Annotated in this window: 12 protein-coding genes; 9 read left to right on the top strand and 3 right to left on the bottom strand. The window is 42.9% G+C overall.

All coding sequences use genetic code 11. The features are described from left to right. Window positions 1-185 precede the first annotated feature (185 nt). Window positions 186-1,472 (bottom strand): glutamyl-tRNA reductase, encoded by a 1,287-nt coding sequence (locus AC5JMF_RS13635; RefSeq protein ID WP_495796262.1) that lies wholly within the window; start codon window positions 1,470-1,472, stop codon window positions 186-188. A gap of 225 nt (window positions 1,473-1,697) precedes the next feature. Beyond that, window positions 1,698-2,735: a class II fructose-bisphosphatase gene (gene glpX / locus AC5JMF_RS13630; protein WP_495796261.1), complete on the bottom strand. Its 1,038-nt coding sequence runs from the start codon at window positions 2,733-2,735 to the stop codon at window positions 1,698-1,700. A gap of 296 nt (window positions 2,736-3,031) precedes the next feature. Here glpX and AC5JMF_RS13625 point away from each other — a divergent pair, with 296 nt between their 5' ends. From AC5JMF_RS13625 to AC5JMF_RS13605, 5 genes are all read left to right on the top strand, one after another. Next, on the top strand, window positions 3,032-3,598 hold the full coding sequence (locus AC5JMF_RS13625) for a DUF981 family protein (protein ID WP_495796260.1): 567 nt from the start codon (window positions 3,032-3,034) through the stop codon (window positions 3,596-3,598). A gap of 308 nt (window positions 3,599-3,906) precedes the next feature. Continuing rightward, entirely contained in the window at window positions 3,907-4,227 is a 321-nt protein-coding gene (grxC, locus tag AC5JMF_RS13620) for a glutaredoxin 3 (RefSeq protein WP_495796259.1), read from the top strand. 83 nt (window positions 4,228-4,310) lie between these two features. Further along, on the top strand, window positions 4,311-4,799 hold the full coding sequence (gene tadA, locus AC5JMF_RS13615; protein WP_495796258.1) for a tRNA adenosine(34) deaminase TadA: 489 nt from the start codon (window positions 4,311-4,313) through the stop codon (window positions 4,797-4,799). Window positions 4,800-4,914: 115 nt separating this feature from the next. Then, window positions 4,915-5,682 (top strand): lysophospholipid acyltransferase family protein, encoded by a 768-nt coding sequence (locus AC5JMF_RS13610; RefSeq protein ID WP_495796263.1) that lies wholly within the window; start codon window positions 4,915-4,917, stop codon window positions 5,680-5,682. A gap of 508 nt (window positions 5,683-6,190) precedes the next feature. Then, window positions 6,191-6,712, top strand: a complete 522-nt coding sequence (locus tag AC5JMF_RS13605; RefSeq protein ID WP_495796257.1) for a hypothetical protein — start codon at window positions 6,191-6,193, stop codon at window positions 6,710-6,712. 22 nt (window positions 6,713-6,734) lie between these two features. Here the strand turns inward: AC5JMF_RS13605 and AC5JMF_RS13600 are convergent, their stop codons facing one another. Then, window positions 6,735-10,715, bottom strand: a complete 3,981-nt coding sequence (locus AC5JMF_RS13600; RefSeq protein WP_495796256.1) for a DUF2157 domain-containing protein — start codon at window positions 10,713-10,715, stop codon at window positions 6,735-6,737. Window positions 10,716-10,858: 143 nt separating this feature from the next. Between AC5JMF_RS13600 and AC5JMF_RS13595 the strand changes: the two genes are divergently transcribed. The 4 genes from AC5JMF_RS13595 (at window position 10,859) to AC5JMF_RS13580 (ending at window position 15,763) form a co-directional block, all read left to right on the top strand. After that, window positions 10,859-11,014 carry a hypothetical protein gene (locus tag AC5JMF_RS13595; protein WP_495796255.1) on the top strand — a complete coding sequence of 52 codons (156 nt, stop codon included), beginning with the start codon at window positions 10,859-10,861 and terminating at the stop codon, window positions 11,012-11,014. Window positions 11,015-11,716: 702 nt separating this feature from the next. Continuing rightward, complete coding sequence (locus tag AC5JMF_RS13590) at window positions 11,717-12,649, top strand: RnfABCDGE type electron transport complex subunit D (RefSeq protein WP_495796254.1); 933 nt, start codon at window positions 11,717-11,719, stop codon at window positions 12,647-12,649. 1 nt (window position 12,650) lies between these two features. Then, window positions 12,651-14,024, top strand: coding sequence for a DUF2330 domain-containing protein (locus AC5JMF_RS13585; protein WP_495796253.1), 1,374 nt, complete (start codon window positions 12,651-12,653; stop codon window positions 14,022-14,024). 335 nt (window positions 14,025-14,359) lie between these two features. After that, the gene (locus AC5JMF_RS13580) at window positions 14,360-15,763 is read left to right on the top strand and encodes a protein kinase domain-containing protein (protein WP_495796252.1); all 1,404 of its coding nucleotides are present in this window, start codon (window positions 14,360-14,362) and stop codon (window positions 15,761-15,763) included. Window positions 15,764-15,929: the final 166 nt, after the last annotated feature.

Genomic DNA, 15,929 nt, shown 5'->3' with positions numbered 1-15,929 from the left:
GCTATTAGGCAGAGACTTGAGTCTCTGACGGTTCAAGTATTTTTGCAATAAGTCTCTTATCTATAAATGCACAAGTCCACTACAAGATACCCGACTTTTTTAAAAAGTCGGGTATCTGACTACTGCTAACACATGAGAATTAATGAAACAGACCCCTACTGGTTCATCGCATTTATTCCCTTTGCTCAGCTAAATTGTTCGCCGGCGTCTAGGTTAAATAGTACATGCAGAGTTTGCATACATTGCCGTCTAGCTTCTACATCTTGTTGCGATCGCAGTTGTACCATGGGATCATGTAAAATTTTGTTAACAATTCCTCGTGTTAAAGCTTCAATAATTTCTTGATGTTTTTCGGCGAATTCAGAACCCAATCTTGATAAAGCTTTTTCTAATTCTTGTTCACGGATGGTTTCGATTTTATTTCGCAGACAGCTGATAGTAGACACAGTTTCTAGACTGCGCCACCAAACATCGAAGGCTTCTACTTCTTCCTCCAATAGTTTCTCGGCTTCCTGTGCCATCTTCCGACGGCTTTCGTAGTTTTGTGCGACTACTGCTTTGAGGTCATCGACGTTAAACGCTTGGACATTTGCCAGTTCATTCACATCCGCATGAACATTACGAGGTACAGAAATATCAAACAACATTAAAGAACACTGTGGTTCTAAAGTCAGTTCTAACTTGGCACGGTCAAGTATCGGTTCTGTTGCCGAAGTGCTTGTAAATACTAAGTCGCTTTCGGCAATTACTGCCATCATTTCTGATAGTAAATGAATTTTGATGGGTTGTTCGGGAAACTGTTTAGTTAATTCCTGGGCACGTTCGCGGGAGCGATTGATGATAGTAATTTGCCCAGCACCTTTAGAAATTAGGTGTTGTACCAACAACCGCGACATCTTCCCAGCACCGAGAATTGCAACTCTACAGGCGGCTAAATTCGCTACCTTCATCTGTGCCAATTCCACGGCTGCCGAACTGATAGACACTGCACCAGTCCCAATACTGGTTTCAGTGCGAACTCGTTTACCTGCGGTAATTGCTTGTTTAAATAACCGATTCAAAATTGTTTTTATACCATTGTATTGCTGTCCCAGTTTGTGAGTATTTTTCACCTGAGCCAGAATTTGTCCCTCTCCGAGTACCAGGCTATCTAACCCTGCTGCTACTCGCATCACATGCATCACAGCATCTTCATGTAGCAACATAAACAGGTGATGCCGCAGAGAAATTACTGGAAGTTTGCTGTGATCAGCTAGAAATTGGGTAACTTCCCGGATACCATGGTCAACCTCACTAGTAACGAGGTAAATTTCTAGACGGTTACAAGTGCTAACTATTGCAACTTCGTCAATATGGGGATAGCTAGTAAGCTGCGCGATCGCACTTTCGGTTTGTGGTTCTGGAATGCTGAGCTTTTCCCGGATTTCTACAGGGGCTGTTTTATGGCTTAACCCCACCACTGCAATATTCATTTCTTATCAATAATTGGGGACTGGGGACTGGGGATTGGGGATTGGGGATTGGGGACTGAGGATTGGGGATTGGGGACTGGGGACTGGGGATTGGGGACTGGGGATTGGGGACTGGGGATTGGGAATTATATTTCTCCCTCATCTTCCTCATCTCCCTCATCTCCCTCATCTCCCTCATCTTCCTCATCTCCCTCATCTCCCTCATCCAGCCCCATTCCCTAACTACTAGTACAATTGCACGAGCTTAGGTTGGTCAACCAAATGAATGGTATCTACAAAACGAGCAGTTTTTGACTGGCTGGAAATAACCAAGCTTTGAGTTCTGGCACCACCTTTGAAGAAGCGTACACCTTGCATCAGATTACCACTAGTAATACCGCAGCCGGCAAACAAAACTGTGTTGCCTGATGCGAGTTCGTGAGCATCATAGACCTTATCGGGGTCACTGATATTCATAGATTTGAGACGATCAAGGTTGGCTTGTTTGCTTTCTCCGATTAGACCTGTTTTGACTACTTCTGGATCGTAGATCAATTGACCTTGGAAGTGTCCACCCAAAGCACGCATTGCGGCGGCGGAAATTACACCTTCAGGGGCGGCACCGATGCCCATCAGGGCATGGATATTGGTACCGGCAAAACCACAAGATATGGCTGCGCCTACGTCACCGTCTGAGATTAGTTGTACTCTAGCGCCAGCGTTGCGGATTTCTTTAATTAAATCATTGTGGCGATCGCGCTTCATGACTACTACTACAAGTTCATCAATACCACGGTCTAGACACTCGGCTAGAATTTTTAGGTTTTCCGTGGCTGATTTGTTGATATCCACTTTGCCTTTAGCAGCTGGGGGTGCTGCTAATTTCTTCATGTAGAAGTCAGGTGCAGCAAATAATCCGCCTTTTTCAGAAATCGCCAGCACGGCCATTGAACCGGGTTGTCCGTATGCGACGAGGTTAGTACCTTCGCAGGGGTCAACAGCAATGTCAATTTCGACTAATTCATCGGGGTTACAGAAATCTTTAGCATCTGGCTGGGTACAGATACCAACTTCTTCGCCAATGTAAAGCATGGGGGCATCATCACGTTCCCCTTCTCCAATGACGATGCGACCGCGCATGTAAATTTTATTCATCCGTTCCCGCATAGCTTCAACAGCTACTTGGTCAGCGGTATTCTTTTCGCCTTTACCCATCCACTTTGCGGATGCGATCGCAGCTTGCTCTACTACCTCAATAATCTCTAACCCAAGTGTATTTTCCACAGAGTCCGCCCTCTCAAGTGCTTGAATTTCCGTCGTTTTATCTGCCTATTTCAGTCTTCAAGTCTACCAAAGGGTGGTTACGCTGCGAAAGCGGCAGCTATATTTTACAAGTTCACTGAATTCTCTAAATCGGGCAAAATCGGGTTTCCAGCCATTGAAGAGCGAAGTTTTGCGAGATGGCGATCGCAAATATTTATAAAACAGAGATGTGCTTGTGAAGCGTCTCTACAATGGTTTAATTGTGACATTCTTTTCTAAATTTTGAGAAAATCCCAAATTGGTATGAGAGGTTAATCGTGTTTATCGACTACATCACGCTCATGTTGATCAATATGGTAGCCGGATTATTTTTACTGGCTTACTACGTAGATCGGGGCATAGATAGCCCTCATCAGAAACAATGGATTCCCGGCTTTGGAATTACAGGTGCGATCGCCTTAACGACTGGTTTGCATATGACCTTCACCTGGCCTGTTGGTGGTAGTTTTAACATCGCCTTCGGTGAAACCAGCGTTCTATTTGGTGTTTTGTTTGTTGCAACCGCGATCGCGCTTTCTCAGGGTTGGGAGCTACTCACCATAGCAGTTTACGCCTTTTTTGCTGGCTTAGCGGCGATCGTCATCGGTGTTCGCATCATTGATTTGCAATTGACAAAACAACCGCTACTTTCAGGCATAGGTTTTATTCTCACCGGGTTAGGTGGTATCTGTGCTGCGCCAACCCTCCAATGGAAAACAAACAGAATTTGGAGGTTTTTAGGTGTAGTCGTACTGATTATAGCCGCTTTAATTTGGACATCGATTGGATACTCAGCTTACTGGAGTCATTTAGAGAGTTTCCAAAAGTGGGTTCCAAGGCCGTGAGGGGGGATGAGGGAGACGCGGGGACGCGGGGACGCGGGGACGCGGAGACGCGGAGAATAATTAATTAATAACAAATGACGTTAGCGTAGCGGTAGCGAGGTACGAGCGTCAGCGTTAGCGACACAGGAGCGTCGCGTCATGACGAATGACAATTCCCCAGTCCCCAGTCCCCAGTCCCCAGTCCCCAGTCCCCAGTCCTCAGTCCCCAGTCCCCAGTCCCCATTCCCCAGTTCCAAACTTTTGCCAGAGGTTTAATAGTCCACAATGATCTAGGCTAGAAATTGTTAAGATCTTTCTTTAGATTAGGTATGCTGGACTTTCTTAATCCTCTTTTAGGTCGCCATCCAGAGCGTGTTAAAGCAAAAGTTGAAATTTATACATGGCAAACTTGCCCTTATTGCATTCGTGCCAAAATGCTGCTGTGGTGGAAAGGCGTAAATTTCACCGAATACAAAATTGATGGTGACGAAGCAGCTAGAGCCAAAATGGCAGAACGCGCCAACGGACGCCGCACTGTGCCACAGATTTTTGTGAATGACCAACACATTGGCGGTTGTGATGACCTTTATCAGTTAGACACACAAGGTCAACTCGATAACCTTCTAGACCAGGCTGCAACCGCTATCTAGCAATTGAAGAGAACGGGGAACGGGAGGCGGGCTGACACTAATCCCCACTCTCTCCGGGGGCCCCGAGTTCCCCATTACCCACAATGAATGATGAATTGGCATCAAAATATCTAATACATCAGCAATGGATGAGCCGCGCCCTAGAACTGGCACAAACCGCAGGTGATGCAGGCGAAGTTCCTGTAGGTGCTGTGATTATTGATGCAAGCGGAAATTTACTAGCAGAGGGGGAAAATAGAAAAGAACGCGACAAAGATCCCACAGCTCATGCAGAAATCTTGGCTCTCAAAAAAGCAGCCATAACTTTACAAAATTGGCATCTCAATGAGTGTACCCTCTACGTTACTCTAGAACCTTGTCCGATGTGTGCAGGTGCGATCGTGCAAGCGCGTTTAGGTTTGCTTGTGTACGGGGTGGACGATACAAAAACTGGCGCAGTTCGCACAGTTATCAACATCCCTGCTAGTGCTGCTTCTAATCACCGCTTAAAAGTAATGGGAGGCATTCTAGAATCCGCTTGTCGCCAGCAATTACAAGCTTGGTTTGCTACTAAACGGCATCAGAAAAATTAACGGACAGAGGTAAAACTGTCCAGCTGGTGTAACACAAGTCAACAAAGAAAATCTACGGTGTAATTAATCAGGCTTTTCGTTAAATTGTACCCGACAGTCAGCAGCCACCTTTATGATGGAATTTCACTCTTCCGACAATACCAGTCAGCATACACCAGCAATTATCCCCGTAAATCCTCAAGTGGCTTCTACTACCTCAAGAGTTTCTTCTTGGCTGAGTCCCATAGCATATTTACTGGGTCGTCACTGCCTTTTACCATTATTCTTTGGACGCATTACCATAACCGGACAAAAAAATATCCCCACAACTGGGCCGATAATTTTTGCTCCTACTCATCGGGCGCGTTGGGATGCATTACTCATTCCCTACGCTGTTGCTGATTGTATGAGCGCAAAAGACCTGAGATTCATGGTGACTCAGACTGAATGCCAAGGATTACAAGGTTGGTTTGTTCGCCGTTTAGGGGGGTTTCCTGTAGATACTCAACGCCCTTCAATTGGTACTTTGCGTCATGGGGTTGAGCTACTTCAAGAAGAAAAAGCTTTGGTAATTTTTCCTGAAGGGGGAATTTATCGTGATAGTAAAGTTCATCAGTTAAAGTCTGGAATTGCCCGTTTGGCTTTGAGTGCTGAATCCAGTCAACCTGGGCTAGGAGTAAAAATTATACCCATAGGTATCAATTACAGCCAACCTTATCCTAATTGGGGTACAGATGTGAGCGTTCACATTGGCAAGCCAATTGCAGTAGCAGATTATACTAGTGGCTCTGTTAAACAAAATGCCAAACATCTCACAGATGATTTAGCCAAGGCGCTACAAAAATTGAGCTATGAAGAATCAGAAATTACCACTCATGCATTTGCGGAAATCACTAATTCTTGATTTTGTCATTTGGCAAAACAGCTGTTCCATATCTAGTTTTTATATCTAAATTGAATCAAACTCTTGTGAGGTGGGTATCTTACCCGCCATAGTTATGCGATTGAAATAATAGACTTCTTGCAAAAATACTTGAACCGTCAGAGACTCAAGTCTCTGCCTAATAGCAAAAGTCCGTTGAAACGGACTAAAAATACTGTTATTAGTCGGTTGAAACCGACTTGAGTTATCAGCCAGAAAATAAATTTTCTAGCGAGTATCCGACTTTTGCAAGAGGTCTAATGTGGAACAGCTTACCCTTTCGTTTACACGTAGCTTGTGTTTTAGTCGGGGTTTAAATCCCTGCCAGAAATCGTTTTCTTTCTTTGCAGTGGAAGAAACCCCTTAATGCTTATACCAATTCTCTATGAAGATGCACTAAGTTAGTAGAAGCAGAAACAGGGTGTAAAGTTATGGGAAATAGCTTTTTTCTGGTGGTGAAGATTGGAAAGTAGGTAAGCAGTGAGAAAAAATGACACAAGAATTAATAGACCTCAGAACCAGCATCCAAGAAGGACGTTATGCGGATGCCTTAGCAATTGTTGACGAATTGGAGGGAATGAGTAAACAAGCTATCCTGCGAAATATCCAAGCTTATTTAAATATTCTCTTAATTCATTTGGTTAAAAACCAAATAGAACAACGCTTGACTGGTTCATGGGCAAATTCTATTCGTCACTCAATTAGAGAAATTAAAAAGCTCAATCTTAAAGATAATAAGAAATCTTACTATATCAATCAAGATGAATGGGAGAATTTGATAGAAGAGGAAATTATTGAAGATGCGATCGCTAATGCTAGCGAGGAAGTGATGCATGGGAAATTCAATCGCTCTCAACTATCTGCAATGGTGAACAAAAGCCAAATTTTAACCACAGCAACTATGCTTTTAGCTTTAACCTATACTTATTCACCAAAGGAATTACCAGCAATTATGGACGATTATCTCAGTCAGTTACCTGGTGGGCAAGATTGGATAGATAGGAAAAATTAACACTCCTATTTTTTGACGTATTTCATTCCCACGCTTGAAATTCGTCTATGGCGTTGCGAATCATGGAACTTAGTTGAGCGCGACGGGTTTCAAAGTTGGCTGCTATTGAAATTAGCACAATACCGACTAGCAAGCCAATTACCCATTTGATAAAGGGGTAGCGCCAACTGAAAATTACCGATTGATAAATAGAAGTAAACAAGAAAGCCGCTGTGCCAATATACAGAAAAGCTCGGACTCGCAAAGCTAGCCCAGCGAAAATGGCAATGAGACTGAAAAGTCCTGGTATCCAAGGTGTGTTTTGATCAAACAAAGTTACCCACCCACAAATTAAGCCACTACTCAACATTCGCAAACTATGGCGAGCTGGTTTATATTCTGGTAGTTTCAGTAAAGGATCTATTTGAGCAATGTAAAGTAGTGATAATCCAACTAATGTTACATACCACAAAGGATCGGTGATGTGTAAGTGATACAGCCATCGATAAAGTGCCCAATCAACCAAGGCGACACTAATATAAGTAAAACGAATGTTATTACCTAACTTCGCTAAGAAGATATAAAACCCAGCTGCAAGCAATATGGTGATTGGGTGAGTTTGCTGTCTGTTTTCCCAAAGAACTATCAGCGGTATGATATATGCGGCTTGTTGCCAAGGTCTTTTAGACCAACCCCAATTCTCCCAAGGTAGGATGTATAGGAAGTAGGCTACCACACAGGCGATCGCACCATTCCAAGGAATTAACGGCCCAGTTAACCATTGTCCCACCGCTGTATAACGCCAATAAATCCTTAAGCCAGCTACCTGTAATAAGCCAAGATAAACCCATATCTCTGCTACCGTTATATTCCCCAGAATCCGAGGGGAAGTAAGCATTCGCCTTCCTTGGAAAATGGCATAGCGAACTAAAAATACCCCAGTTGCCAATCCCAGCAAACGATTAATTTCGATGGGTGCAGCAATTGCAGCCATTAATAAACAGCTACTCCAAAGCCAATGCATATGGGCAATGGTTTTCAGTTCTTGGGGTGTCAGGCGTAAATATCCTAAAAGCCAAGGGGAAAGTAGGCGATATACGTACATAATACTGGTGCCAAGAGCAGACATAGCAATCAATCCATCACCCCAAGCACCTCCTGATGCTTGCAACATTTGATAGAACAAAAGTTCGTAGGCGGAAATTGATACGCCAAAGATGCCTAAGTACACCAGGGGTTTTAAGCTCTCGTGGCGTCGTCCTACACCAATTACAATTAAGGCTACACCCAAGGAACACAAACCTGTCCAATCAGTGAAGGTGTGCAAACGTAGCACTACACTAAATGCACCGTAGAAGAGAGGCAAAATGTGGAAACTACTAGGAATTCTCTCTAATTGATGTTGTTTTTGCCACCATTGCCCTACAAGTTGGGCCATTAAACCCAAAGCGATATTAGCGATCGCAACTTTAATGAGCGAACGTTCCCCAAACCCCAAAAACTCAGCAATTAATAATTCCAGACACCAACCAACACCATAAAATCCCCAATTTGTCGGTTCTCGCCAACTACGATAGGCGATCGCACCCCAGGTAATCACCGTAGCAGTTAAGTATAAAAATCCTGGCTCAACCACTCTTTGGTAGACTAGTATTGAGTGCAGCGTCAGCATGAACAACTCCAAGCCAGATAAAGCGATCGCCCATTGATCATTGGCGACTGCATATATTAACGCTAATTCGTTACCACGCTGTATCAATACTGTGCGCGTTAACCATAAACTCAAGATAGCGATCGCTCCCACAACCAACCAACCAGCTAATACGAGGCGAGGTAAGCCGGGTATACCTTCCCACAACAGCCCACCAATGAAACTTAAACCAAAACCTACTGTAATTACTGCAAGTTGTTGGTTACGTAAATAGCGACTATTGGTAAACATCACCACCGCGCCCACAGCCAAACCAATCAATCTGATTCCTGCAAAGGGGAAAGTAAGTAACTGAGCAACTCCGACGGTTAGCACGCTCAATAAACTATTTGTAGCGCGACGCGGTAAAGTTGTGCGACTAGCTAAAACCGTGAGAGTTAAAGGTGTAACTAGCCAAATACCTACCCACGGATATTGCTTAGGTGCAAGTTTAAAACTATACCAAAATACTCCCACATTCATCCACAATAGGATGAAACTAACGGTGGCAAGGACGAAACCGATGTACCAGGCGCTACGTCGCCATATTCCATTACTAAGACTAAATCCCCATTCTGCTACCATCAAAGCTAACAAAATACTTACCCAGATTTCTTGACTCAAAGTTGGTAACAGCCAATCAATGGTAGAACAAAGCGTTAGCACTCCCATGGTGTGAGTTAGGTAGATCAGGGGAGGTGGGGGGGATGAGGGGGATGAGGTGATGAATGCGAGAGTGATGGTGGAGAAGAGGAGATTTAGCGATCGCAATGTGGGATTTACTAGAGAGATGGTTGTTAAAAAAGCTCCAAATACTAGCGTTAGCAGTTCGCTAAACTTTGCCAAATCTCGTTTTTGCAGGCGATATAGGCTATTATTCAGCACCACCAGCAAAATTAAATACGGGAATAAAACTATACTCAATAATGCCCATGGATCATTTTGAGCATTAGTGAGATAAATACCAGTAGCGATCGCCCATTTCTGTAAATGAATCGGCATTAATCGCCAACTTAACCAAATCGTTTGTAAGCCGATTAAGTAAATAGCAGCTAAGTCAAATTTTAAACTGTATCGCCGCAAGCGATCGCCAGCAACCCACAAACCTAAACCACTGACAGCAATCGCTTGCCAAGGTTGAGTTACCACACAAATTGACCAACCCAGCAAGAGTAGAATTATACCTAGTTTTTTCCAGAGGGAGAGGGATGTGGTTCGACTTCGCTCACCAACCGGGGGAGATGCAATAAACAAAGATGTCCCCGCGTCTCCGCGTTCCCACGTCCCCGCGTCTTCCTCCGCGTCCCCGCGTCCCCGCGTCCCCGCGTCTTCCTCCCGCTGTACTAACCAAGTTACAAGAGTGCCACAAATACCAATAGCCAATCCCAGCTTAGTGATATCTACTTGGGCTACAAAAATCGCCCGCATCAGTAGTACCATCAACGCATAAACTATTACCAAAGCCGATAAATTAATACCAAAATCGGTATACTGTTGGCGGTGGGTTCGCTGCTTTTTAAGATTGTGATAGACAGTAATGATCGTTGTGCCCACCATTGCTAAATAAACTGCAATTAGGGGAAAGCCTGGTAATCTCCAACCCCAATGCAGATAACTCAGCCCCAAAATATTTATCAGAGGTAATTTTCCAGTTGGTAAATTCCGAAGAGTTCGATTGTTGTAGAGTAAAGCAGTAATGGCTGTTAATGTCGGTGAAGCGATCGCCACTACAATCCAATTTAAAGGATTTTGCCACAGCCTAAAGCTATCCATTGCCCAAAAATTCACAGGCACTAACAACAGAGTCACAATTAGTAATGTCTGCGCTGTCAATCGGAGATTACTTTGCCCAATTGCCCAGAAACTCAACCCCCAAAAACATAAGGTATAAGCAAATAAAACTCCATATTGTCCAAAGGCGGGAAACCTCTCCCACTGACTCGCAGCCAGCACTCCAGAAGAAACCACAACCAAAAATACCCCTAAAAACAACAACCAACGGACACTCAATTCAGCCCCCAGCGACTGCAACATTGTGCCAATAAAGTTTGGTTGGGTTGATTTTTCTCTTTGTTGTCTGCGGTTACTCGATTGTAAAGCTGCCACCGGCAACTGTTGTACAGGATCAGGAGTTATCAAAGTAATAGCAGGCTCAGATTTAACCTGGGGATGCAACACTACTGGACAAACAAGAAACTCCCGACATAATTGCCTTACTTGGGCATCGGATATTAAACCCAAGTTTAACCACGTATCTAACCCTGCTAGTAATTGAGGATGGGAAGATGGTAGTTCGACTTCAATATTTAGCGGACGGTCAATAGGGGACGACATAAGTCGTATTTGTATAAGTATATACTTAATTAATTAGTTTCATTAAAGTATATTGTGGTTATAATTGTGCCACTTATTTGGCTGACTGCCACTTCGCTTCCAAAAAAGTGTATAGTTGCTTCGCCTAATATTAATTAGACCTCTTGCAAAAGTCGGATACTCGCCAGAAAATAAATTTTCTGGCTGATAACTCAAGTCGGTTTCAACCGACTAATAACAGTATTTTTAGTCCGTTTCAACGGACTTTTGCTATTAGGCAGAGACTTGAGTCTCTGACGGTTCAAGTATTTTTGCAATAAGTCTATTGATTTGCAAACAGAGTATTACTCTGTTTTGTAAGCATTGCTGAATTCAGGTATAAAAATAAAGGTAGAACACATTCGGCTCCTTTCGACTTCTGGTGTCAAAGACGCCACGCATAGCTTGCTTACCCTTTAGGGTACGCTCAAAGCAAGTCACTTAGTATATTGCAGGGAGTAGGAAAAACTGTTGCTTATTTCCAATTCCTTGTTCCCTTCTTCTGAGAAAATTGTTGTATAAAAAGTTCAAGCCAGAGGTCAGCCTCTGACTGAACCAAGACTTACCTAATTACATATCAACTCCACTTTTAAAAGAGAACTTGATATGCACACTATATAACGTAGCATTTACCCAACAACGTGGCAAGCTAGATAAAAAATTTAATTTTAAAACACTATCTTTTTTGTCAATAAGAAATTATACTTATTTTTAGATAGCTATTTAGGTATTTAAATAACATTAACTTCGATTTATCAGAGTAGGGAGATGCACTTCTCCTGTCGCAGACGCTACGCATAGCAAGATCCCGCAGGGTACGACTACGCTCAGTGACCGGGAGATGAGGGAGAAAATTTCTCCACATCCCCGCGTCCTCTTCTCCAGTCCCTTTTTGTAACAAATTCTGTAACAGCGACATGATTTGAGCTATCACCCCACTAAATTAGTAAAAAATCTCAGGGAAATTTCTGAATTCTGGGGTAATGCTATTTAAAGATATACGTGATTATCAAATTCTATTTCTTGGCTCGTTTTTAGTCTTGGGAATTAGTACAAGAGACTGGACGTTGCAACCGCAGTTGATTGGGGTGGCGATCGCCACTTGTTTTGCAACTCAATGGCTATTGTCATTAGTTGTTGGTAAGGAACACAAGACAAATCTTCGTAGTGCCTTGATTACGTCTTTGGGACTCAGCTTGTTGTTGCGGACTGACCATTGGACAACGATGGTTTTGGCTGCTGCAAGTGCGATCGCCAGTAAATTTATCTTCCAAATAGGCGATAAACATTTTTTCAACCCCGCCAATTTTGGGATTATCTCTGTCTTGGTGCTGACAAAAGATGCTTGGGTTTCGCCAGGGCAATGGGGTGAGGATTGGTGGTATGTAGTCTTATTTGCCGGTACTGGCGGCATGATTTTACAGCGAATCGGTCGCTGGGACACCACAGCAGCTTTTTTAGGTGCATACTCCCTCATGGAAGCGGTTCGCAACCTTTGGCTGGGTTGGACTTGGGACGTTTACTGGCATCGGTTAATGAGTGGGTCTTTACTTCTATTTGCCCTATTCATGGTTACAGATCCCCGGTCTATACCCAATACCCGAATTGGGCGTGTAATTTGGGCGGTATGCATTGCCGCACTAACTTTTATTCTGCGGAATTATTTCTTTATCTCCACCGCAGTTTTCTGGGCACTATTCACCCTTGCACCATTGACCATCTTACTAGATGCCTTCTGGCAAGCCCCACAATTTTATTGGGGGAGTGAGGGGGATGAGGAGACGCGGAGAATAACCAATCACGAAGGACAAATGACAATTCCCCATTCCCCTAATTCTCACTGGGCTTCGCCCCGCTTCGCTAACGTGGGGGCCCCGAGTTCCCCATTCCCTATTCCCAATGACAAACAGGTATAAAATGAAACTACCACGATTTTTAATATCATTACTAATAGCCGTTGTTGTAGCTGTGCTTTGCTTTGAGCCTGCTGCTTGGGCATTTTGTGGATTTTATGTTGCCAAAGCCGATACGAAACTGTACAACAAAGCTTCTCAGGTGGTGATAGCACGGGATGGTAATCGCACCGTTCTGACGATGGCAAACGATTTTCAGGGTGAAGTGAAAGATTTTGCCATGGTTGTACCCGTGCCGACGGTACTGCAAAAAGAGCAAGTTCGCGTGGCTGAACCCAAGATTATTGAGCGCTTAGATGCTTTTAGCGCACCGCGATTGGTTGAATATTTTGATTCTGATCCTTGTGAGCCAATGTATGATGCTGTCAGACCGTCAGTACCACCTAGATCAGCAGTAAGCAATGAGAGTGGGCGTGGTAGAAGCGATCGCAGTTTGGGTGTGACAGTCGAAGCACGTTTCAATGTGGGCGAGTACGACATTGTGATCCTCAGTGCCAAAGAATCTGGTGGGCTAGAAACTTGGCTAAAACGCAATGGCTATAAAATTCCTAGAGGAGCAAAAAATTTACTTCAACCTTATATTCGCTCTAAGATGAAATTCTTTGTAGCTAAAGTAGACCTCAATAAATTCGAGGAATCTGGTTATCAATTTTTGCGTCCGCTACAAATTTCTTATCAATCACCCAAGTTCATGCTGCCAATTCGTTTAGGCATGATTAACGCCACAAAAGAACAGGATTTGATTGCTTACATTCTATCGCCCAATGGAGGAGCAGAAATTACTAATTACCGGACAGTGAAAATTCCCTCCAACACTAACATTCCTGTATTTGTTAAAGATGAATTTGGTGAATTTTACAAATCCATGTTTCAAACAGCCTACACTAAAGAAGCTCAAAAAGTTGGTTTCTTGGAATATGCGTGGGATATGGGAAGTTGCGATCCTTGTTCTGCTGACCCTCTAACTCCAGAAGAACTGAAGCAAGCAGGCGTATTTTGGTTAGATGATAATTCTGCAAATAATACGCCTGCACCTCCCCGCTTTCGCCGTCCCCCCACCAGCAGCGTTTTCATCACGCGTTTACACATCCGCTATACCCGTGACAAATTCCCCGAAGATCCAATGTTTCAGGCAACTTCTAACCGTGAATCTTTCCAAGGGCGTTATATCCTCCAACATCCATTCACCGGAGAAATCACCTGTCCAGCAGGTAGAGAATATAAGCGGTCTTTGCCTAGACGTTTTGAACAAGAAGCACAAACTCTCGCTAAGCTAACCAACTGGAATATCCAAGATATCCGTAACAAAATGAAGCTAAGTGTAGGTAATCTCTCGTATTCTTGGTGGGAAAATTTCTTATCTTTGCTGGGATTGTAAAATCAAGTTTCGTCTAAGAGGTTGTTTGAAAAGTCTAAATTAATACTAACCTCGGCGATTAGAAATCGCGACTATACAGACAAAACCCACCTCCGTGGGTTTCAAGAACTCGATTTTCCGTGTTTTCCAAAGGAGGTGGACTTCGCTTGTGTAGTAGCGAATTATATTCGCCCAAAACTTTTCAAACTTTTGTGTAGGCTGGGAATGGGGCCAAGAAAAATATAAAATCTTGTTACACAAGCGAGCAGAACCTTATCTGAACCATAAACCATAACCATCTATGGTAATCCTCAACAGAAATGGTATAAAAATTTCAGAGGAAAGTGGTGACTTGAATGATCGGTCAAATTATCGGTGGACGCTACCAAATTATTGAAGTACTTGGAAAAGGGGGATTTGGAGTTACTTTCACAGCCATTGACACAGGACGGCCGGGAAATCCTCGCTGTGTAGTCAAGCAGTTTAAACCAGTGTCCACCGACTCATATATTTTGCAAGTTGGCAAAAGATTATTTGATACCGAAGCAGAAAAGCTGGAAAGATTAGGTAATCATGACAGAATTCCCCGACTTTTGGCGTATTTTCAAGAACAAGAGGAATTTTATCTAGTACAGGAATATATAGAAGGTCATGACTTAAGCCGAGAATTAATCTCTGGTACACAACTGAGTGAAGCTTATGTCGTCAAACTTCTACTAGATATTTTGGAAGTATTAGTTTTTGTCCATCAACAAAACTTAATTCATCGGGATCTCAAACCCTCAAATATTCGCCGTCGCCAAATTGATGGTCAAATTGTATTAATTGACTTTGGTGCAGTTAAAGAAATTACCACTCAAGTTGTTAATTCCCAAGGACAGCCTCTTTTTACTGTTCCTATCGGTACTGGTGGTTACATCCCCAGTGAACAAGCGAAGGGGCAACCCACATTTTGTAGCGATATTTATGCAGTTGGGATGATTGCTATCCAAGCTTTAACAGGGCTAAATCCTGCCTTGGGAGAACTGACTACCCACCCCCAAACAGGGGAAATCGTGTGGCGCGATCGCGCTCAAGTTAGTCCTAAACTAGCAAATATCATCGATAAAATGGTGCGTTATGACTATCGTCAGCGTTACCAGTCAGCAGATGAAGTATTACAGGCTATCAAAGCAATATCCCCTAAATTTCCGCCTAAAAAACTTTGGTTGGGTGTAGGGATATTAGCAGTAATTACGCCTTTAGTGCTGTGGATATTCTATCAATCAACTAATTCTAAACCAACTCTGGCAACCTACGAAAATCGTGATTCTGGCATTACAATCAAATATCCCGAAAACTGGAAACTCAAAAAAACAGGTGATGATTTTGGTGAGTTAATCAAATTCGTCCCTAAAAATCAAAAACAAACAGATTCCTGTTTATTGGAAGTCACAGTAAATATCAGCGATTTACCCGAACAACTATTATCACTAAATGAATATAAAAACTTGGTTTTACAGAGAATTAAAAATAATAGCTTAAATCAACAAATAATTGATGCTTCTCAACCAGAAACAACATTATCAAAGTTTAATGCTTATAAATTAATTTATACTCGTCAAGAACAACAATGTAACCTCAAAGTAATGGAAATTGGAACAGTCCGAAATGGCAACGCTTATTACATTACTTATACAGCCGAGATTAACAAATATCCTCAGTTTTTACCAACTGTCGAAGAAATTGTCAATTCACTACAAATCATGCAAGTTCAATAGATCTGTTTTGGGAATACAGATGATGATTTCGCATTTTTCGCTAATCATAGGACTTACGCACTGTACAAAATAACTATCTTGTGTATCAACGTAAATACGTTGTTTCAGGCTTTTGTCAATCACCCTTGATTGGGTGCGATCGCTAAAATTTCATTGAAAAATCTAG

The organism is Desmonostoc vinosum (genome assembly GCF_059505385.1).
Note: the sequence above shows the minus strand (reverse complement) of the source record. Positions and strands in the feature narration are given on the sequence as shown.

What these genes read in the sequence shown, in the direction of transcription:
- AC5JMF_RS13635 (WP_495796262.1), bottom strand. Translation starts at nt 1,472, where the DNA reads ATGAATATTGCAGTGGTGGGGTTAAGCCATAAAACAGCCCCTGTAGAA.
- grxC (WP_495796259.1), top strand. Translation starts at nt 3,907, where the DNA reads ATGCTGGACTTTCTTAATCCTCTTTTAGGTCGCCATCCAGAGCGTGTT.
- tadA (WP_495796258.1), top strand. Translation starts at nt 4,311, where the DNA reads ATGAATGATGAATTGGCATCAAAATATCTAATACATCAGCAATGGATG.
- AC5JMF_RS13610 (WP_495796263.1), top strand. Translation starts at nt 4,915, where the DNA reads ATGGAATTTCACTCTTCCGACAATACCAGTCAGCATACACCAGCAATT.
- AC5JMF_RS13605 (WP_495796257.1), top strand. Translation starts at nt 6,191, where the DNA reads ATGACACAAGAATTAATAGACCTCAGAACCAGCATCCAAGAAGGACGT.
- AC5JMF_RS13600 (WP_495796256.1), bottom strand. Translation starts at nt 10,715, where the DNA reads ATGTCGTCCCCTATTGACCGTCCGCTAAATATTGAAGTCGAACTACCA.
- AC5JMF_RS13590 (WP_495796254.1), top strand. Translation starts at nt 11,717, where the DNA reads ATGCTATTTAAAGATATACGTGATTATCAAATTCTATTTCTTGGCTCG.
- AC5JMF_RS13585 (WP_495796253.1), top strand. Translation starts at nt 12,651, where the DNA reads ATGAAACTACCACGATTTTTAATATCATTACTAATAGCCGTTGTTGTA.
- AC5JMF_RS13580 (WP_495796252.1), top strand. Translation starts at nt 14,360, where the DNA reads ATGATCGGTCAAATTATCGGTGGACGCTACCAAATTATTGAAGTACTT.